Genomic DNA, 20830 nt, shown 5'->3' on the forward strand with positions numbered 1-20830 from the left:
AAGGAGGTCCATGACGAAGCAGTGCATAAAAATTCTTATAAAAGGAAACTCTATGAATTAATCAGTGCTTCCCTAGGTGGCTCCTGCTCATCTCGGTGGCCTCATCCAGAAAGTGGATGTCCTTCTTCATCTGTTTATAAAGATTCCACCATTTCTTACTGTCCAGGCTCTTCCCGTCCAGTATCCTGCGGTAATCCTCATTTTTTATCCGGTAGTACCGCTCCAACCACTGGTCCACCTTCCGGGAGAAAAGGCGCCAGTCCCGTTCCGTGTAAAACCCATAGCCCATCTCTTTCATGGCGATTCAGCTCCTTCCCGAAACCTTTGGCATTCCTATATATAGTATAAGGAAAATAAAGCCTTATGGGTAGTGGAAAGTTTCTCAGGATAAGCCTTTTTTGACCACTTCCTGTGAACAGCGTAAAGAAAAGGGCTGTGAAGAAATGACCACCCATTTCCTCCCAGCTTTTTCTGTACATTCTATCCTTTGATCCCATAAGCCAGCGCAGCCTCCCCCGCTGAACCTCCTGAACTATGTCTAAAAAAGAGCCTCCCTTTCGGGAAGCTCTTTTTTGACAGTATTTCACAGTATGTATTTCTTCAGAAGGTACACCACCCCACCGGCAATGAGGATGATGGCACCGCCTATTACGAAGAAGTAGGCAGCTGCTATGGCCAGCATGATGAAGATGATGGCGCAGGCGACAAGGCCGGCGGCGAAGAGGGCTTTTTTCCAGAGGGGAATTTTTTTGAGACTGAAGCTTCGGATGTGGATGGTGTATCCTTCCTCTTCTTCCTTTTTCTCTTCCTGCCCGTCTTCGTTCAGAGTGAGACCCTGGTAGTCATGGACGTCGTCTTTGGTCATGACTCTGGGTTCTTCTCTGACTTCTGTATCTTCCTTATTTTTGTGGTCGTCGTTCATAGGGATTGGAGTTTCTTATTTAACAGTTCATTGATGACTCTGGGGTTGGCTTTACCTTTGGTGGCTTTCATGATCTGTCCCACCAGGGCGCCTACGGCTTTCTTTTTGCCTGCCTTGAAGTCCTCTACGGCTTTGGGGTTGTTTCCTACCACTTCGTCCACCAGTTTCGACAGTTCTGCGGTGTCGGAAATCTGGACAAGGCCCTGGGCTTTGACGATGTCGTCCGGGTTCCCTCCTTCTTTCCACATGGTGGCGAAGACTTTTTTAGCGATTTTGCCGGAAATGGTGCCTTTGGAAATCAGTTTCAAAAGGGCTGCCAGGTTTTCTGCGGATACCGGGGCTTTGTCAATTTCGATGCCATCGGTGGAGAGCTGGCTGGCGAATTCGCCCATGAGCCAGTTGACAGCGGCCTTGGGGTCGGCGCCGGCGGCCACGGCGGCTTCAAAGTAGTCGGCTGTGGCTTTGTCGTTGGTCATGAAGACGGCGTCTTCCGAGGAGAGGCCGAATTCTTTCATGTATCTTTCTTTTCTGGCATCCGGCAGTTCCGGCAGGGATTTCCGGATGTTTTCGATGTATTCATCGCTTACGGTGAAAGGTACCAGGTCCGGTTCCGGGAAGTAGCGGTAGTCGTTGGCTTCTTCCTTGGTACGCATGCTCTTGGTGACCCCTTCTTTTTCGTCCCAGGTACGGGTCTCCTGCACCACTTTGCCGCCGTCTTCCAGAAGTTCAGCCTGACGCATGGCTTCGTATTCGATGGCCCTTTCCACGCCTTTGAAGGAGTTGATGTTCTTGATTTCCGTCTTGGTGCCCAGTTCTTTCTGGCCTACGGGACGGACGGATACATTGGCGTCGCAGCGAAGGCTTCCTTCTTCCATGCGGCAGTCGGAAATGCCTACGTACTGGAGGATGGCTCTCATTTTTTCCATGTAGGCCACCGCTTCTTTGGCGGAGCGCATATCCGGTTCCGACACGATTTCAAGAAGCGGGGTGCCGGTGCGGTTGTAGTCGACTAAGGAGTAGTCGGAGTCGGTGATGGATGTGCCGTGGTGCACCAGTTTCCCTGCGTCTTCTTCCATATGGGCCCGGGTGATGCGAATCCGCCTCTTTTCGCCGTCCACTTCCACGTCCAGGTAGCCGTGCTCGCAGATGGGCAGGTCAAACTGGGAGGTCTGGAAGTTTTTGGGAAGGTCCGGGTAGTAGTAGTTTTTGCGATCGAATTTGCTGAAACGGGAAATTTCACAGTTCAGCGCAAGGCCCGCTCTGACAGCATATTCCAGTACCTTTTTGTTCAGTACCGGAAGGACCCCCGGCAACCCCAGGCATACGGGGCAGACGTTGGTATTTGGGTCTGCACCGAAGGATGTCCTGCAGCTGCAGAAAATTTTAGTGGTTGTCTGAAGTTCTGTATGAACTTCCAGGCCGATAACTGCTTCGTACTTCATTCCTTGATTTCTCCTTTCGGTGCGGTTCTTGTGAATTCCGGATGGGCCTGTTCAAAGGTATAGGCTGCCTGGAGGATGGTTTCTTCGCCCAGGGTTTTTCCGATGAGCTGCATGCCCAGGGGCATGTCATCCTTGAATCCTACCGGAATGCTGATGGACGGTGCGCCAATGAGGTTTACCGGAACGGTGCAGATATCTTCCATGTACAGGGACAGGGGGTCGGAGAAAGCGCCGAATTTGAAGGAAGTGCCGGAAGCGGAGGGAGCCGCGATGACGTCGCATTTCTTGAAGGCTTCGTCAAATTCCTGTTTCAAAAGGGTGCGCACCTTCAGGGCCTTCAGGTAGTAGGCGTCGTAGTAGCCGGCGGAAAGAACGTAGTTGCCAAGCATGATGCGGCGCTTCACTTCTTCGCCGAAGCCCTGGCTTCTGGTCTTGATATACATGTCGATAATATCTTTGCCTTCCGCACGGAAGCCGTAGCTGACGCCGTCATAGCGGGCCAGATTGGAGCTGGCTTCTGCGGGGGCGATGATGTAGTACACAGACACGCCGCTGTTGATATGGGGAATGGAAACGTCCACGATTTCAGCGCCTTCCTTTTCATAGAAAGCAAGGGCTTTATCGATGGCTTCCTTCGTTTCCGGTTTAATGCCTTTGCCGAAGAATTCCTTCGGAACCCCTACGCGCATGCCCTTCACATCGCGGACGAGGGCTTTCCGGTAGTCCTTCTTTTCCTGGGGAATGGAGGTGGAATCCCGTTCGTCGTGGCCGGCAATGGCGTTCAGCACAATGGCAGCGTCGGTGACATCCTTCGTCAAAGGTCCGATCTGGTCCAGGGAGGATGCGAAAGCCAGAAGGCCGTAGCGGGACACCAGGCCGTAGGTAGGCTTCAGGCCTACAATGCCGTTGAAGGAGGCAGGCTGGCGGATGGATCCGCCGGTATCGGAGCCCAGGGACCAGATGGCTTCCGTAGCAGCTACTGCGGCTGCAGAGCCGCCGGAGGAGCCGCCGGGCACATAGTCCGTGTTCCAGGGATTATGGGTGGGGCCGAAAGCGGACCTTTCAGTGGAAGAGCCCATGGCGAATTCATCCATGTTTGTTTTGCCCAGGGAAATGAAATCGGCTGCCTTCAGCTTTTCAATGACAGTGGCATCATAGGGAGACACCCAGTGTTCCAGCATTTTGGACGCAGCGGTGCAGGTTTCCCCTTTAATGCACATATTATCCTTAATGGCTCCGGGGATGCCGGCAAGGTCGGAAATTTCCTCTCCCCTTGCAATCTTTTCATCCACCCTTTCGGCGGTTTTCAAAGCCGCCTCGTCACTGGTGGACAGGTACGCATGAATATCCCCCTCCACACTATCACGGTGAACCATGATTTTCTTCGCTAATTCCACAGCGGAGATTTCCTTCTTCACCAGCTGCTCATGGAGTTCATGAATCGTATAACCCACTCTATTTCCTCCTTAAATAATCTTGGGCACCTTGAAATAGCCGTCCTCAGCGTCCGGCGCATTCATCAGTGCTTCCTCATTGGTAAAAGATGTATGGGGAACATCTTCCCGCATCACATTGTACTGCTCCACCGCATGAACCGTAGGCGCCACATCGGTGGTGTCGTACTGGTTCAGCTCTTCCATATAGGTCAAAATGCTGTTCATGGAATCACGCATCTTCTCCAGATCCTCCGGAGAGAATTCCAGGCGGGAAAGAAGGGCTATCTTCTTTGCTTCTTCGGTGGTAATTTTCATAGACACACTTCCTTAAGTAATGATTTTGATATAAAAAATCCTTTTCAATTATATCACAACTGGAAAGGAGCCGCCATTTGGCGGCTCCGGGTTCAGAAGGTTCGGCTCGCCAGAGGCGGGCTGGTTCAGAAGGTTCAAAGGGGGTGGTATCACCTTCGGCGATAAGTATATAATTTCGCTTCGCGAAATGGAAAACCCCAAAACCGCCCTACGGGCGTAAAAACAGGCAAACCAGGCTGCGCCCGATGGAAATACACCCCTATTGGTGCTGCGCACCACTTCTCCTAAAGGGAAGCATGTCACTGGATTTGTAGGGAAGCGTAGCGACCCGAAAATCCAGTGACATGCTTCCTCCGGTGGCAAGCGAACGAAATTTGTAGGGAGCCATAAGGCGACTGAAAATTTCGTGAGACGCTTTCCCGTGGATGCAAAGCGAACACATTTTGAAGGAGCGCCAGCGACGCGCAAAATGTAGTGAGTCGTTTCCCCTTTAGGGGGAGGTGCCGTAGGCAGAAGGGGTGCATTTCCATCGCGCTAAAGGCGCGGTTGTATGGTTTTCCCCTCGCCTGCAAAGGCGGTCTGCCTGTTTTCCCCAGGCCAAAGCCCGGTTGTGAAGGTTTTCTACAAACTGGCGGCGGAGCCGCCCACCACAACCCTCGCGCCATCGGCGCGTCAAACTTTAGAATCCTCAGGCTGCAGGCCTGTCAAACCTCGGCCCGAAGGGCCGTCAACCCTCACGCCCGAAAGGGCGTGTCATATTTCCTCCGCATAGATAATTCCCTCAATCTGCCGTATCTGCTGGATGAAGATTTCATGCTCTCCATGTCTGGGGACTTTGACGGTGAGGGTGGCGGCAGGAGCCATGACGGATTCTCTTCTTTTATAGATGCTGAAGTTGGACACTTTGACACCCTGGCTGCGGAGCTCCGCAATCACTTGGTGGATGGATTCCAGATCTTTGAATTCGATGTAAAGGTCAAATTCCCGGGACCTTGCGCGGAGTTTCTTGTCCATGGGTTCCAGTACCCGAAGGATGAAGATGACGAAGAGGAGGGATAGAATGGTACCTTTGATGAAGCCGATGCCGGCGGCCAGACCTATGCCGGCGCAGACCCAGAGGCCCGCGGCGGTGGTAAGGCCTTTGACTTCATTTCGTCCGGTAACAATGATGGTGCCCACGCCCAGAAAACCGATGCCGCTGATGACCTGTGCCCCCATACGGGCGAGATCCGTATTGGAGGTGGGAAAAGTGCGGAGGATAAATTCATTCACAATCATTGATAAAGCGGCGCCGATGCATACCAGGGCATGGGTCTTGATGCCGGCGCCTTTATTTTTATATTCCCTGTCCATGCCGATAATGACGCCCGCCAGGGTGGCCAGAAAGAGGCGGGTGGCTATGCCGCCCATGGTCCAGGACTGGCAGAATTCCACAAATCCGTCCAATGAAATCCCTCCTTATGAAATCAATCCACAGCGGCGCGAAGGGCTGTGAGGGCATCATAAAGCTCTTTAAAAGGACTGTCCCCATCCTTTTCCGCCACCCACCGGAAGAAGTGCTCCCCCATGCGGACCTCGCAGCGGGTATACCGCTTGATGGGCCCGTACTTCTCCCGTTCCCAGGCATTGGTATTCACTTCCATGGACTTTGTGTTCGTCACAAAATGGGTCTGCGGCAGGGTTAGGATGAAGGAAACGGCCTTAATGAAATTATCCTCCACCCTATCCGGAATCTCCCCTTTCACCACAGCCGGCACGCCGCTTCGCCAGTCGCTTCTTTCAAAGGTATGGCGGGAGAAATCAAAGACATAGTCAAACTGTCCGCCCTTTTCCGTGAGATAGCCGTCGGTGATGGAAAAGCGGAAGGAAATGGAATGCATGGCCCTTTCCGCATCTTCTCCGCTTAAGACGGGAGCGGTGCTGCTTACAGTAATGCCTGCTTTTTTAGCTAATGTATCAAAATGGTATTCTGCCATGGAATCTCCTTTCTATGGACACGCCCTTTCGGGCGTGAGGGTTGACGGGCCTTCGGCTCGAAGGTTCTTAAGGTTCTAAGGTTTGACAGCGGCCTATGGCCACTGAGGGTTGTGGTATCGCCCAGGGGCCGCGAAGCGGCCCGGGTTCAGAAGGTTCAAAAGGTTCAGAGGGTTCAAAGGGGAAGGTTCGGGAAAAGGTTCTCAAGATTGACCGGCCTATGGCCGGAGGGTTCTTAAGTTTGACAGCCCTTCGGGCTGAGGGTTGTGGATTGCCCTGCGGGCAATGCTTATAAAGTCAGCGTTACGGGATTTCCTTTCCTTCTACTTAAGTCACTCTCGGCATAGCGATGAATTAGCCACCTCTGGCGGCTTTTCCCCCCTTTGGTGCCTCTTTTCCCTCGCCCGCAGAGCGGTTGTATGATTTTCCCAGCCACTAGCTGCCAGCCACAGTATAACAGGGAGATTTCTCCACTCCCGCTTCACTGCGGTCGAAATGACAATGTGTCGCGGCCCCCCGATCCTCGATCCCCATCTCCGATCTCAGCCACTTCGCGGCCCTTTTTATTATACACTCAAAAAGCACCTGCCAGGGCAGGTGCTTTTCTTATCTTACGCTTTTGACTTTGAGTTTTCTTTCCAGGACTCTAAGGCACATGGAAACGAAGAAGGTCATGATGAAGTAGTAGAGGGCCACGATGACCAAGGGCGGGAAAGGCTGGAAGCTGATGCCCTGAATGGTGGTGGCGGTGTACATGAGGTCCGCCATGCCGATGACGGAGACCTGGGAGGATTCCTTGATGAGGGTGACGAATTCGTTGCCGATGACGGGGAGGATGTTCCGGATGGCCTGGGGAATGATGATGCGGATCATGGATTCCCATTTGGAGAAGCCCAGAGACATGGCGCCTTCCAGCTGGCCCTTAGGAATGGACTGGATGCCGGAGCGGACGATTTCGCATTCGTAGGCGCCGGAGTTGATAATGAGGGCCAGAACGCCGGCGGAGAGTCTTTCAAAGTCCACGCCCAGGATCTGGAAGCTGGGGAAGTGGATGCCCAGGAAGGGCAGGCCGAAGAAGACCAGGGAAATCTGCACCAGCACCGGGGTGCCGCGGATGATTTCCACGTAAACCGCTGCGATGGCCTGCAGGATTTTGATGCCGGAAATCTTCATGAACGCAAGGACAATGCCCAGAAGAAGTCCAAAGAAGCAGGACAGGAGGGATATGATGATTGTGATTTTAACGCCTGACATGAATATGTCATTGTATTTGACTGCCGTGTCTATGACCATTTCCATAGATGTTCATCTCCTTAAATATCAGCATGAAGCAGACGCTTCAGGAATGTCTGTGTTCTTTCTTCTTTAGGGTGGGTAAAGATATCTTCCGGATTTCCTTCTTCCACAATATATCCTTTATCCATGAACACTACATGATTGGAGACGCTTCTGGCAAACTGCATTTCGTGGGTCACAACGGCCATGGTCATGCCGGCCAGGGCCACTTCTTTCATAACCGTTAGTACATCGCCCACCAGTTCGGGGTCAAGGGCCGAGGTAGGTTCATCGAAGAGAAGCATTTTCGGCTTCATGGCCAGGGCCCTTGCGATGGCCACGCGCTGCTGCTGGCCGCCGGAAAGTTCGCCGGGGTAGTAGTCCGCCCGTTCCGCCAGCCCCACCCGGTCCAGAAGCTCCATGGCCTCTTCCTTAGCCTGGCTCTTCGGAAGTTTCTTGATATGCACGGGAGCATACATGACGTTTTCCACGGCGGTGAACATGGGAAACAGGTTGAAGGACTGGAACACCATGCCCACGTCCCGGCGGAGCATTTTCACGTCCGTCTTTTCGTTCACCCTTTTCCCTTCAAACCACAGCTCGCCGCCGGTGGGTTTTTCCAGGAGGTTCAGGCAGCGGAGGAACGTACTTTTTCCGGAACCGGAAGGCCCGATGATGGTGCATACTTCCCCGTTTTCAATTTTCATGCTGATATCCTTCAGCACTTCCACCTTTCCGAATGATTTCCGGAGGTGCTTTATTTCATAAATAATGTTTTTCTGATTTTCCATTTGTCTCACGCCCTTCTATTTGTGAAGATTCTAGCATAAATATACAGTTTAGTCAACTATTTTCTGCATAAACTGCATAAAAAATGCATTCCCTCTTCCGCAAGAGAGAATGCACCATGCAGGGGCTATTTATGAAAAAGGAAAATCCCCCGTTTCCTGCATATCATAAGTTTATGCAGTATATTTATACAGTCTGCAGGCCGAACCGCTTCTCCAGAATGTTCCGATACCTTTCAAAGAGGCGGACCGCTTCTGTTTCATCCTTTCCCTTCAGGGAGTAGTAGAATTTAATCTTCGGCTCTGTGCCGCTGGGACGGATGGCAAACCAGCCGCCGTTTGCCAGGCGGTACTTCAGCACATTTCCCCTGGGAAGGCCGTCGATGCCCTTTTCAAAGTCCAGGGTCTCCACAATCTCCGAAATCAGCGATTTCATATCCATGGCCCGGGCCTCTTCCATAATGGATGCAATGCGATGAGCCCCTTCCAGGCCCTTCAGGGTGTAGGAAAGGCTCTTATCATAGTAGAAGCCGTAGGTTTCATAGAGCGCCGCCAGCACCTGGGAGAATGTCTTTCCCTTCTCTTTGAAATAGGCCGCCATTTCGCAGATCACCATGGCCGTCACCACGGCGTCCTTGTCCCTGGCATGGGTGCCGACAAGGTACCCGTAGCTTTCTTCAAAGCCAAAGACGAAATCATGGGCGCTGTCATGTTCCCACTCCGTGATTTTCTCGCCGATGTACTTGAAGCCCGTCAAAGTTTCTACCACCTTCACGTGGAAACTCTTTGCAATGTCGGCGGAAAGTTCTCCGGTCACCACAGTCTTCACGATTGTGGAAGCAGACGCGAGCCTGTCCTTTCCGGTGGAAAGGAGGAAATAGGTCAGGAGCGCGCCCATCTGGTTTCCGGAAATCAGGGTAAAATCGCTGCCGTTTCTGACAGCGCCACCGATGCGGTCACTGTCGGGATCCGTGCCGATGACGATGTCCGCCCCTATTTCCATTCCCAGCCGGATGCCAAGGGACAGGGCGTCTGCATTTTCCGGATTCGGAGAAGACACGGTGGGGAAATTGCCGTCCGGCATTTCCTGCTCCTTCACTATATGAAGGTCTTTGAAACCGGCCTTTGCCAGAATCATTCTGACCGGCACATTTCCGCTGCCGTGGAGAGGCGTATACACCACCTTCAGCGCCGGCGGATTGCCATGGTACCGGGATTCCTTGAAAATGGTGTCGATGAAAAGGTCCACCACATCCTCTCCCAGCCAGGTGATGAGCTTTTCATCCGCCTCGTCGGGAATACGGGCCAGGTCCTTCACCTTCTCCACATACTCCGTGAGAACATCCGCCTTTGCCGGCACCAGCTGTCCCCCGTCTTCGCCGTACACCTTGTAGCCATTGTACTCCGGCGGATTGTGGCTGGCGGTGATGACGATACCCGAAAGGGCATGGAAATGACGCACAGAGAAAGAGAGCACCGGAATCGGTTCCAGCTCTTTAAAAATCTTCACCGGAATCCCCGCTGCCGTAAGAACGGCAGCCGCTTCCTTCGCAAACTCTTGGGAATGATTTCTCGAATCATAGGCAATCACCACACCCCGGGAAAGCTCTTCCGGATACAGGGCATGGAGATAATCGGAAAGCCCCCTCGTGGCTCGAGCCACGGTATACCGGTTCATACGGTTCGTCCCGGCGCCCATAATCCCCCGGAGCCCGGCAGTGCCAAAGGCCAGGTCCCTGTAGAACCGGTCCTCTATTTCTTTTTCATCATGAAGAGAGGAAAGCTCCTCCTTCGTACTTTCATCGGCCCAGGAGAGCCAGTCTTTGTAAGTTTCTTTATATCCCATTGTTTTCGATTCCTTTATTTAATAGACAGCGCCTCTCGGTGCTGAGGGTTCAGAAGTTTGACCGGCCTTTGGCCGGAGGGTTCTTAAGTTTGACGGCGCTAACGGTCTGAGGGTTGTGGTGGCCGCTTCGCGGCAGTTTATAGGCCGCCGTAGGCGGCGGGGTTCAGAGGGGGTGGTATCGCCGCTTCGCGGCAGCGCTGCCTTTGGCAGCGAAAACCGTACAACCTCGCTTCGCTCGTGGAAATGCACCCCTATCCCCGCCTACGTCGGTACTTCTCCTAAAGGGAAGCATGTCACTGGATTTTCGGGTCGCTTCACTCCCCTACAAATCCAGTTCCTTTGCCACCCCGGAGGGGGAAGTCTGCTCTCCGCTCAGCTTTTGGTCTCATAAGCATCGCAAAGCATAGTGCCGCTAGAATCTCCCCCCTCCGGGGTGGCAAGCGAACACGATTCGTAGGGAGCCGTAGGCGACAGAGAATCGTGTGAGACGCTTTCCCGTGGAGAGACGCCGCCGCAGGCGGCAGAAGGGGTGCATTTCCACGGGCCACAAGGCCCAGTTTTATGGTTTTCCCCCGCCCGCCAGGGCGATCTGCCTATTTTCCCACGGGCGAAGCCCGGTTGTAAAGGTTTTATACAAACTGGCGCCTTCAATTATTTAAAAGGCGCCCACCACAACCCTCGCGCCATCGGCGCGTCAAACTTTAGAATCCTCAGGCTGCAGGCCTGTCAAACCTCGGTCCCAAGGCCCGTCAACCCTCACCCCTAAAGGGGAAACGACTCACTATGATTTGCGCGTCGCTTTGCTCCTTCAAATCATGTTCGCTGTGCACGCCAGAGGCGTGTCCTCATCTCCGCGAAGCGGCAATAAACTCATCCAGCCCGGCGAGGGCTCTTTCTGCCAGTATCCGGTTCTTTTCTTTTTTCGGCACCCGTTTTTCCAAGGGCGGAATGAGGCCGAAGTTCACGTTCATGGGCTGGAAGTTTTTCCCTTCGAAGTGGGAAATATAGTGGCAGAGAGCACCGATGGCGGTTTCTCTGGGGAAGGGGGCAGGCGGCCTACCAAGGAACCTGGCTGCAGCACTCCAAGCGGCCACGATGCCGGAGGCGGCGGATTCCACGTAGCCCTCCACGCCGGTCATCTGGCCGGCGAAGAAAAGGCCTTCCCTTTTTCTTGTTTCCATGGTGGCGTTCAAGAGGTCCGGAGAGTCCATGTAGGTGTTTCGGTGCATAACGCCGTAGCGGATGAATTCGGCGTGGGCAAGGCCGGGAATCATACCGAAGACCCGTTTCTGTTCGCCCCATTTCAAATGGGTCTGGAAACCTACCAGGTTGTACATAGTGTCATCCTCATTGTCCTGGCGGAGCTGCACCACGGCGTAGGGGTCTTTCCCGGTCCGGGGATCCGGCAGGCCCACCGGTTTCATGGGGCCAAAGCGCATGGTATCTTCTCCCCGGGCAGCCATGACTTCGATGGGCATGCAGCCTTCGAAGACCTTTTTATTCTCAAAGCCGTGAACCGGTGCCATTTCCGCTGTGCAGAGGGCTTCACGGAAGGCTTTGTACTCTTCCTCGTTCATGGGACAGTTCAAGTACGCCGCTTCGCCCTTGTTGTAGCGGGACATGCGGTACACCACGTCCATGTCCAGAGATTCCTTCGTTACGATGGGAGCGGCGGCATCGTAGAAATGAAATCCTTCGCCGCCGCAGAATTTTTCAATATCCTCTGCCAGAGCCCCTTCGGTGAGTGGTCCTGTAGCAATGATGACAATGCCCTCCTTCGGGATGGCGGTAACCTCTTCTTCCACAAAAGTGACCAGAGGATGTTCCTTCACCAGCCGTGTCACCTCTTTCGCATAGCCCATGCGGTCCACTGCCAGGGCGCCGCCGGCAGGAACCTCATGACTGTCGGCGGCCTTCATGATGACAGAATGAAGGCGCCGCATCTCCTCCTTCAAAAGCCCCACCGCATTGGTAAGGGCTGCGGCACGAAGGGAATTGCTGCACACCAGCTCCGCAAAATAGGGAGTGTGATGGGCTGGAGTCTGCTTTTGGGGCCTCATTTCCACAAGGGTTACGGGAATCCCCATTTCCGCCAGCTGGTAGGCAGCCTCACTGCCCGCCAGACCGGCGCCGATTACTGTAATATGATCGTTCAATTGATTTCTCCTATTATGGGGGCCGCGAAGCGGCCCCGGGTTCAAAGGGTTCAGAAGGTTCAAAGGGTTCAGAAGGGAAGGTATCGCCTTCGGCGATGAGTATATAGTCAGCGTTACGGGATTGGCTTCTGTGTCTTCACTGCTGCAGGACGAAGAGCCAGAGCCCCCTTCTTTAGGAAGGAGGTGGCGCCGCAGGCGACGGAGGATAGGGGCGTCAGTTCTTTGAGTTTTCGGACCTATCCTCAGCCCTATCGAGCAGCTCCTTTCTGAGAAAGGAGCCTGCGTTACGGGATTTCTCCCCTGCTGCATGAATCACGCCAGGCATGGCGCTGATACGGTGATACAAAACCGACGCCTTTTCTGCCCCCTCTGCCGCCCAGGATGACAGGCAAAAGGCAGGGCTTTCCGATTTCTACGGTCAGCGGACAGCAGTAAGCGGTCAACCGCCCCACCTTCTATCTTCTATCTTCTATCTTCTACCTTCTATCATCTATCTTCTGCCCTCTTCCCCTTCCCCTTTTTCTTGGGATTGGTGGGGCACTCCGGGTTAGAGCAGAAGATGAGTTCCTTACCGCTTTTATATGTTTTCTTCACCATAATGGAGCCGCAGGTGGGGCAGAACTGATTGATCGGTTCATTCCACAGGGCCATGTCACACTTGGGGTAGCGGCTGCAGCCGTAGAAGGTGCGGCCTCTTCTGGTCTTTCTCTGCACCATGTGGCCTTCGTGGCACTTGGGGCAGGTGATGCCGGTGTCCACTACGATGGCCTTGTTGGCGTTGCAGTTGGGGCATTTCAAGTATCTGCCGTAGGGGCCTTCGCGGTAGACCATGAGGGTGCCGCATTCGTCGCATTTCACGTCGGACACTTCCTCCGGGCCGTTCAAAATGCTGTAGGGCTTGATATTTTTGCAGTCCGGATAGTTCGGGCAGGCCAGGTACTTGCCGTAGCGGCCCATTTTGACAATCATGTTGGCGCCGCACTTTTCGCATTTCACGTCGGTCACTTCCTGGCTTTCCTTCTTTTCCTTGTCCGCCTGGCCGTTGGCCGCTTCCAGCTCCTTGTCGAAGACTTTGTAGAAATCGGTCATCACCTTCTTGTAGGTGGCGTGGCCGTCGGCGATTTTATCCAGCCAGTTTTCCAGGTTCGCCGTGAAATCCACGTTGATAATGCCTTCGAAATATTTCTTCAGGAGGTTTGTCACCTTGAAGCCGATTTCCGTAGGCACAAACTGCTTTCCTTCCTTCACCACGTACTTCCTCTTCTGGATGGTGTCCAGAATGGGGGCATAGGTGGAAGGACGGCCAATGCCCTTTTCCTCCAGTGTCTTGATGAGGCTGGCTTCTGTGTACCTTGGCGGCGGCGCTGTGAAATGCTGCTCTCCCTCGGTTTTCACATTCTTCACCATTTCCCCCTTCTTCAGCGGCGGCAGGAAACCCGTTTCCTCCCCTTCCCCCTTCTTCTCCTTCACCGGCTGCATGATGGTGAAGCCGTCGAAGAGGACGTGGCTCCCGCTGGCACGGAGAGTGCAGCGGCCGCTGCCCAGAAGGGCGGTGATGGTCATCTGGATCTGCGGCGCCATCTGGCAGGCGATGAAACGGTTCCATATGAGCGTATACAGCCTGAGCTGGTCCCTGGAAAGGACGGAGGTCAGGGCGTCGGGAGGAAACTCCAGGCTCGTGGGCCTGATGGCTTCATGGGCATCCTGGGCCTTCTTCGATTTTGCAAATACATTGGGCTTAGGCGGCAGGTACTCCTCGCCGTACACCGTTTCAATGTAAGGCCGCACCTGGGCAATCATTTCATCGGAAATACGGGTGGAGTCGGTACGCATGTACGTAATCAGCCCCACGTGGCCATGGCCGGGGATTTCGATGCCTTCATACAAATTCTGGGCCAGCATCATAGTCTTCTTAGAATTGAAATTCAGACGGTTCACCGCATCCTGCTGCATGGTGGACGTGGTATAAGGCGGCTTTGCCTTCCTCTGCTTCCGGGAACGGGTGACCGAAAGCACCTCCGCCTCCTTCCCGTCGATATCCGCCACCGCGGCGTCGGCCTCCTCCTTATTGTGGATGGCTGCTTCCTTCCCGTCGATCTGCACCAGCTTGGCCTTGAAGGTTTCCGAATCATCCTTCTTATAAAGGGCCTCCACCGTCCAGTACTCCTCCGGCTTGAAAGCCTGGATTTCCTCCTCCCTCTCACAGATGAGACGGGTAGCCACAGACTGCACCCGGCCTGCCGAAAGGCCACGGTAAATCAGCTTCCACAGCCAGGGCGACAGCTTGTAGCCCACCAGACGGTCCAGCACACGCCGCGCCTGCTGCGCATCCACCCGGTTCATGTCGATGGGCCCGGGATGCTTGATGGCCTCCCGGATGGCGGGCGGCGTGATTTCATGGAACGCAATGCGCACATTATCCTCCGGATTCACATCCAGAAGCTTCGACAGATGCCAGGAAATAGCCTCCCCCTCGCGATCAGGGTCCGTTGCCAGAAGCACGGTCTTGCAGCGGTTCGCTTCCTTCTGCAGATCCTTGATAATGGACTCCCGCTCCGCGCTGTCCACATACTCCGGCTTGAAACCGTTCTCGATATCCACCCCCAGCGTCTTCTGCGGCAGATCCCGGAGATGGCCCTTCGATGCCATCACCTTGTAATCCGGCCCCAGAATCCTCTCGATGGTCTTCGCCTTCGCCGGTGATTCCACCACCACCAGCGTCTTCCCCTTGGGATTCGGCTTCCTCTTAAACAGCACAGGCGCAGCAGATGCCGCCTTCGCCTTCCGGCCCCGTTTCTTCTTCTCTATCGTAATCGTTCTTGTAATAGGCAAATCTATTTCCTCCTCTGCAGTACCAGGGGAAAAATATGAAAACCGGAATCTCCCGCACAAAGCAGAATCACCGGCTCATATATAAGCTCCCCCTATCCATGGGAAACCTGAATTCTTCATAAGTCATATGTAATTATATAAGAAAAAAAGAAAATGGCAAAGGTTTTTTAGTGAACTAGTGGACTAGTGGGCTAGTTAACTAGTGGCTGGTGAGCACCTGAGGGCGCGGTCGGGGTCGAGATCGGGATTGGGATTGGGGACTGGGCAACAGTGGATAGCGGTAAAGGGGCAGCGGACCTGCTTACTGCCCTATGACCACATACCTTCCCGGCCCGGTTTCTTTTATGTATCCCTTCAGCTGGAGACGCAGAAGAATCATTGTCAATTTAACTACAGGAAGTGAAGATTGTTGCAGAATATCCTCAGCCTGTACTTCATTTTCCGTGCAGCAGAATTTGTATACCATTTCTTCTTCAAGGGTCAATGCTTCCATGCCCGTTTTTTCTGCTTTTGGTTCCTGTTTTTCCCAGCCATATTCAGAAAGAACATCTTTATAAGAAGTACAGCAGATGGCGCCATTCCGAATAAGCTGATTAGTGCCTTTACAGGAAGGGACATAGATACTTCCGGGAACAGAAAAAACATCCCGTCCTTCTTCCAGTGCAAAATCGGAGGTAATCAGGGAGCCGCTTCGTTCTGCTGCTTCCACCACGATAACTCCCCGGCACATGCCGGCTATGATTCGATTTCTGGCAGGAAACTGCCTTCCAAGAGGCGGCGTTCCCAAGGGGTACTCTGAAATAATGGCGCCACCTTCTTCCACAATTTTGTGGAAAAGATTCCTGTTTTCCGGTGGATATACCCTGTCCAAACCAAAGGCAGCCACTACAATGGTAGGTGATTTCCCTTCCAATGCTCCTTCGTGGGATGCACTGTCTATGCCTCTGGCGCCGCCGGAAACAATGGTAACCCCTTCTTCCGCCAGACCTTTGGCAAAACGTCCGGCCGTCTGTACTCCATAGGCGCTGGCTTTTCTGGATCCTACTACAGCTATCAGCTTTTCATTATCCGGGAGTTTTCCTCTATAAAACAGTACTGCCGGTGGATTGGCTGTGGTTCGAAGAAGAGCCGGGTAGTCCTCCTCTTCCCAGGTACAGCAGCGGATATTATTTTGAACCATTTTTTCCATGACCTCATTCGGGTCCGTTTCATGACGCCACGCAAGGAAAGCTGCTTCTCCATTTCCATGGAGCACATGGGACTTGCGAACTTCTTCATCCGACGCTTTCCACACATCTTCCGCCGTATGGAAAAACTCTATAAGCCCCCGCATACGTTTGGCCCCCAGCCGGGGACATCCGGGCAAAGCCGCTGCGTATTTGTCCATAGTCACCTCCGGGGAATCATATTTCTATAACTGATGGCTTCTGCCACATGGGAAGCCTCGATACCCGATTTTCCATCCAGGTCGGCCACTGTACGGGCTACTTTGATAATCCGGTCATAACTGCGGGCTGACAGATGAAGTTTTTCGAAAACTTCCCGAAGCATTTCCGTGCCATCCTTATCCAGCTGACAGGTTTCCTTCAGCTGCCGGTGCCCCATTTGTGCATTGTTCTGCATGTGCCAGGGAGCAAGCCTTTCTGCCTGCACCTGCCGGGCCTCTTCCACCCGTTTGGCAATCACTGCAGAAGCCTCTCCCTTAATGGTCGCTGTCAGTTCACTGTACTTGGGCCGCTGCACTGAAACATGAAGGTCGATACGGTCAAGAAGAGGACCGGAAATTTTCCTCCCATAGCTCCTGATTTCACCATCAGTACAGGTGCATGGATGGTCAGGGTCTCCTAAATAGCCGCAGGGGCAGGGATTCATAGCCGCAATAAGTATAAAATCAGCAGGATAGGTAAAAGAGGCATTTACCCTGGAAATATGAACTTCTCTGTCTTCCAGCGGCTGCCGAAGAACTTCCAGCACTGACCGCGGAAATTCCGGAAGCTCGTCAAGAAAAAGTACCCCTCTGTGAGCCAGAGTCACCTCACCGGGACGGGGGATTGTACCACCCCCAATGAGGCCTGCCATAGAAATCGTATGATGGGGACTTCTGAACGGCCTCTCTCTCATAATATCTTCTGCTTTGAAAAGCCCTGCCACACTGTAAATCTTCGTTACTTCCAGCGCCTCCTCCCTGGTCATGGGAGGAAGGATGGTGGTAATGCGCCGGGCCAGCATGGTTTTACCTGACCCCGGCGGACCGGTCATAAGAACATTGTGAGCGCCGGCAGCTGCAATTTCCATAGCTCTCTTAGCCATGACCTGGCCCTGCACTTCGGCAAAGTCCACATCACTGACAGCAGGACGTTCAGATTCATGGCGCACCGCTGGCGCCATGGAATTATGCCCTATTAAGAACTCTATCAGCTCCCTTAAGGTTCTGGGACCATAGACCTCAATATTTTCGCAGAGAAGAGCTTCATTCGTCACAGAAGGCGCCATAAAAAAGCGGGACACCCCCGCTTCCTTTCCTGCCAGAACCATGGACAGGATGCCCGGTACCGGCCGGATTTCTCCTTTCAGCGATAATTCACCAATAAAAATAGTATTTTGAAAGCATTCAAGAGGTACTTCACCGCTGGCTGCCAGAAGCCCCATGGCAATAGGCAGGTCCAGACCGGATCCATCTTTCTTCAAATCCGCCGGTGCCAGATTCACCGTCACCTTATCTACAGGGAAATGATAACCTGAATTGCGGATAGCCGAATGAACCCGTTCCTTAGACTCCTTGATAGACGCCGCCGGAAGGCCGACAATATCGAAGGCAGGAAAAGCCTTGTTAATATCCACTTCAACACCGATGACATGCCCGTTAAGGCCAAAGGTCGTTGTGCCCAGCACCTTAGCATACATATGAATCCCTCCACGGAACAACAATATCAAAATGCATTCCTTGTATGACGGAATCTGGCCTCCCCTGCCGGTGAGACCATGACTTCCACCACATCGAATCGGATGCGCCGGTTCTCTATCCTTCTTTTCATAACATACGCTTTTGCACCTATGCGGATATGCCTCTGCTTGGCCGGATTCACCGCTTCTACAGGCTCTCCGTATCTCCGATTATGCCGGCTTTTCACCTCTATAAAAACAAGGGTGCCTCCGTCATTCATAATCAGGTCGATTTCACTATGGGCTGTCCTGAAATTACCATTCAGAAACTGATACCCCTTTTTCTCCAGATATCGCCTGGCAAGTTCCTCTCCCTCCCGGCCAAATGATGTCTTCTCCATAGGGTGCTCCTTTTTCATTTAAAACAGCATTCAAAAAGTTAAAACATCATAGAAATAAAGGATATTCTGAAATTTATTATTTTATCAAAGTCCAAAATTTAAGTCGCGCAATAAATATGGGAATGTATCCTGCAAATCCCTATTTCCCCTATTGTAAAGTGAAACAAAGCCATCCGTCAATGAGTAAAAGGAATGAATCGGTAAAACGTATCAATGACCCGAATCTTATTCGTTTCAATCATAGCCACAATAAAAGCCTCCCGATTGGGAGGCTTTTACGCTGTATACAGATTATTTCTTTGCTTTCTTTGCTTTTGTCTTCTTTGCGTTGACTTTTTCCTTCAGCTGTTTGGAAACGCGGAATGCCGGGGTCTTGGAAGCCGGGATCTTGATTTCTGCCTGGGTGGAAGGATTGTGGCCTACGCGTGCTTTGCGCTGGCGTACTTCGAAGGTGCCGAAGCCGATGAGCTGTACCTTGTCGCCTTTTACAAGAGCGCCGGATACTACGTCAAGGACTGCTTTGACAGCCTTTTCAGCGTCTTTCTTTGTCATTTCTGCTTCCTGGGCAACTGCTGTGATGAGTTCTGTTTTGTTCATAACTAAACATCCTCCTTTAATAATTGGCGGTTAAACCGTCTTTAGCTCCAATGGGAAGGTTATTCTGCAATGAAATCTTTCCATAACCGCAGGGTTTCTTCCGGGCTCATGTCCGAAAGGTTTTTCCCCTTCTGCATGACGAAATCTTCAAAAGAACGAAGCCGGCTCATGAAGTCTGTGTCAGAGCGGTGCAAAGCCAGTTCCGGCTCGATTCCTTTTTCCTGCAGATAATGGACCAGGGCGAAGAGGAAAATACCTGCTTTCTTTTCCCTGTCCATTTCACGGTCATCTTCCAGGAAGCGGGAAATCTGCTGCTTCAAGTCCACCGGAAGGTCTTCAGGAAATAGAAGGTCCTGAAGCCCATTGGAACTAACTTTCTTTTGAATTATACACGTTAATAGCAGACTTGGCAAGCCTTTAGGCACGCCGGAAAGCAGATATTTCCTGTTTTTTTCAATTCTTTTCCTTTTTTCCCACTCCCGGGGGGCGGAAATGGTGCTGTCGCCGCCGTTTTTGTCAAAAACGAAGGGGTGGCGGCGCACCATTTTGTCCCTGACGCCGTCTGCCACGTCCTGCATGGAGAAGTACCCTTCCTTCTCCGCCAGGGCGGCGTGGAAGATGATCTGGAAGAGCACGTCCCCCAGTTCCTCCTTCAGGTTGTCCATGTCTTTCCTGTCGATGGCATCGATGACTTCATAGACTTCCTGGATGAAATAGGTGCGCAGGGTCTCATGGGTCTGGGACCGGTCCCAGGGGCAGCCTCCGGGGGCAAGGAGGCGATGCACCGTATGTTCAAGGGAGCCAAGGTCATAGGAGGAAAGGTCCCTTTCCTTTGCCTTCCGGCTGTCAAAGAGGATGGTTTCCCTGTCGCCGGGCTTTCGGATTTCCATTTCCTTCAGCCTGAGCCGAAGGATGTCCCCGTGGTTCATGACAATCAATGGAGAATCCTCTTCATAGGCTGCAAGGAGCCTTGCGGTCAGGGTCTTTCCCTCTTCCGGAAGGCAGTCCTTCACCACCAGCACATGGGCCATGGTCACGGGAACCACCGCCGCTTCCCTGCCGCTGACCAGGGTGAAGCTGTCTTCTCCGGAGAGGAGGCCTTTTATCTCCAGAATGTGCATCAGTTCATTTCTTTCCATGTCCTACCTCCACTGATTAATGAGGGCCTGTACCTCTTTGAAAATACGGCCTGCATGGTAGCCGTCGCACACCGCATGGTGCACCTCCAGGGCCAGGGGCATGTAGTAATGGCTCCTTTTCCGGTGGAGCCTGCCCAGGGTGTACATGGGGAAGAAGAAGCGGAAGGCCTTAGGGAAACTGAGGTGGAGGGACTGGAAGGGCACCCAGGGGATGACGGACACGGGGAAAAGATTCACCGGCCGGTCCGGTTTCCCGAAGAGTCCCTTCACCCTGCCGTAGCGGGCCTCATCGTCCTCGTAGGACGCAAGGAAATGGCCATAGTCTTCGCTGTACTCCGTCCAGAGACTGGAAAAGGTGTGGTCGTCTTTATGGAAAACGGTGTAGCTGGGGTGGACGATGTCAAAATACCCAAGCTCCCCCTTGTCATTGAAGCCCATGCGGTACCGCTTGTGGTGGTTCTCCACCACTGAAAGGAAATAGAGCATGGCCGGATAGGGCCGCTCCTTTCTCTTCATAATGGGCGTCACGTCCAGGTTCACCGTCATGCTGTACATGCAGGGCACTTCGTCCAGGAAATAGGAGAAATACTCCTCCCTGTCCCACTGGCTTCTGTCGATGGGTGTAAATAACATGGTATTCCTCCTTCCGCTTTGTTTCTATGTATACTATACCATATGGACACGCCTTTGGCGTGAGGGTTCTTAAGATTGACCGGCCTGTGGCCAGAGGGTTGTGGTGGCGGCTTATGGACACGCCTGCGGCGTGAGGGTTCAGAAGGTTCTTAGGGTTCTAAGGTTTGACAGCCCTTCGGGCTGAGGGTTGT

General features: G+C 53.0%; 18 protein-coding genes. All 18 read right to left on the reverse strand.

The genetic code is table 11. The annotated features are described in order from the left end of the window. Window positions 1-61 precede the first annotated feature (61 nt). Window positions 62-298, reverse strand: coding sequence for a hypothetical protein (locus QZQ29_RS04805; RefSeq protein WP_296960431.1), 237 nt, complete (start codon window positions 296-298; stop codon window positions 62-64). Window positions 299-583: 285 nt separating this feature from the next. After that, complete coding sequence (locus QZQ29_RS04810; RefSeq protein ID WP_296960435.1) at window positions 584-922, reverse strand: hypothetical protein; 339 nt, start codon at window positions 920-922, stop codon at window positions 584-586. Continuing rightward, a complete protein-coding gene (gene gatB / locus QZQ29_RS04815; protein ID WP_296960439.1) occupies window positions 919-2364 on the reverse strand; it encodes an Asp-tRNA(Asn)/Glu-tRNA(Gln) amidotransferase subunit GatB in 1446 nt (481 codons plus the stop codon). The genes QZQ29_RS04810 and gatB overlap by 4 nt, the downstream gene beginning before the upstream one ends. Then, window positions 2361-3818, reverse strand: a complete 1458-nt coding sequence (gene gatA / locus QZQ29_RS04820) for an Asp-tRNA(Asn)/Glu-tRNA(Gln) amidotransferase subunit GatA (protein WP_296960441.1) — start codon at window positions 3816-3818, stop codon at window positions 2361-2363. Before gatA ends, gatB begins: the two co-directional genes overlap by 4 nt. 12 nt (window positions 3819-3830) lie before the next feature. Continuing rightward, entirely contained in the window at window positions 3831-4115 is a 285-nt protein-coding gene (gatC, locus tag QZQ29_RS04825; protein WP_296960444.1) for an Asp-tRNA(Asn)/Glu-tRNA(Gln) amidotransferase subunit GatC, read from the reverse strand. A 753-nt stretch (window positions 4116-4868) separates the two neighbouring features. Beyond that, complete coding sequence (locus tag QZQ29_RS04830) at window positions 4869-5561, reverse strand: MgtC/SapB family protein (protein WP_296960446.1); 693 nt, start codon at window positions 5559-5561, stop codon at window positions 4869-4871. Window positions 5562-5581: 20 nt separating this feature from the next. Then, window positions 5582-6091 carry a hypothetical protein gene (locus QZQ29_RS04835; RefSeq protein ID WP_296960449.1) on the reverse strand — a complete coding sequence of 170 codons (510 nt, stop codon included), beginning with the start codon at window positions 6089-6091 and terminating at the stop codon, window positions 5582-5584. Between the two features lie 604 nt (window positions 6092-6695). Further along, window positions 6696-7388, reverse strand: a complete 693-nt coding sequence (locus tag QZQ29_RS04840; RefSeq protein ID WP_296960450.1) for an amino acid ABC transporter permease — start codon at window positions 7386-7388, stop codon at window positions 6696-6698. Window positions 7389-7402: 14 nt separating this feature from the next. Continuing rightward, window positions 7403-8155 (reverse strand): amino acid ABC transporter ATP-binding protein, encoded by a 753-nt coding sequence (locus tag QZQ29_RS04845; protein ID WP_296960453.1) that lies wholly within the window; start codon window positions 8153-8155, stop codon window positions 7403-7405. 184 nt (window positions 8156-8339) lie between these two features. Further along, window positions 8340-9998 (reverse strand): phospho-sugar mutase, encoded by a 1659-nt coding sequence (locus tag QZQ29_RS04850; RefSeq protein ID WP_296960457.1) that lies wholly within the window; start codon window positions 9996-9998, stop codon window positions 8340-8342. Window positions 9999-10843: 845 nt separating this feature from the next. Next, on the reverse strand, window positions 10844-12154 hold the full coding sequence (gene trmFO, locus QZQ29_RS04855) for a methylenetetrahydrofolate--tRNA-(uracil(54)-C(5))-methyltransferase (FADH(2)-oxidizing) TrmFO (protein WP_296960459.1): 1311 nt from the start codon (window positions 12152-12154) through the stop codon (window positions 10844-10846). 486 nt (window positions 12155-12640) lie between these two features. Next, window positions 12641-14986, reverse strand: a complete 2346-nt coding sequence (topA, locus tag QZQ29_RS04860) for a type I DNA topoisomerase (protein ID WP_296960461.1) — start codon at window positions 14984-14986, stop codon at window positions 12641-12643. A gap of 301 nt (window positions 14987-15287) precedes the next feature. Then, window positions 15288-16373 (reverse strand): DNA-processing protein DprA, encoded by a 1086-nt coding sequence (dprA, locus tag QZQ29_RS04865; protein ID WP_296960462.1) that lies wholly within the window; start codon window positions 16371-16373, stop codon window positions 15288-15290. 2 nt (window positions 16374-16375) lie between these two features. Beyond that, window positions 16376-17890, reverse strand: coding sequence for a YifB family Mg chelatase-like AAA ATPase (locus tag QZQ29_RS04870; RefSeq protein WP_296960465.1), 1515 nt, complete (start codon window positions 17888-17890; stop codon window positions 16376-16378). Between the two features lie 26 nt (window positions 17891-17916). Further along, on the reverse strand, window positions 17917-18270 hold the full coding sequence (locus tag QZQ29_RS04875) for a YraN family protein (RefSeq protein ID WP_296960468.1): 354 nt from the start codon (window positions 18268-18270) through the stop codon (window positions 17917-17919). A gap of 291 nt (window positions 18271-18561) precedes the next feature. Next, the gene (locus QZQ29_RS04880) at window positions 18562-18867 is read right to left on the reverse strand and encodes an HU family DNA-binding protein (RefSeq protein WP_296960470.1); all 306 of its coding nucleotides are present in this window, start codon (window positions 18865-18867) and stop codon (window positions 18562-18564) included. Between the two features lie 59 nt (window positions 18868-18926). Then, on the reverse strand, window positions 18927-20006 hold the full coding sequence (locus QZQ29_RS04885) for a YabN family protein (protein ID WP_296960473.1): 1080 nt from the start codon (window positions 20004-20006) through the stop codon (window positions 18927-18929). 3 nt (window positions 20007-20009) lie between these two features. Then, window positions 20010-20639, reverse strand: a complete 630-nt coding sequence (locus QZQ29_RS04890; protein ID WP_296960477.1) for a CatA-like O-acetyltransferase — start codon at window positions 20637-20639, stop codon at window positions 20010-20012. Window positions 20640-20830 lie beyond the last annotated feature (191 nt).

Origin of the sequence: uncultured Dialister sp., assembly GCF_900538805.1 — a bacterium.
In the GTDB taxonomy this organism is placed as follows: domain Bacteria; phylum Bacillota; class Negativicutes; order Veillonellales; family Dialisteraceae; genus Dialister.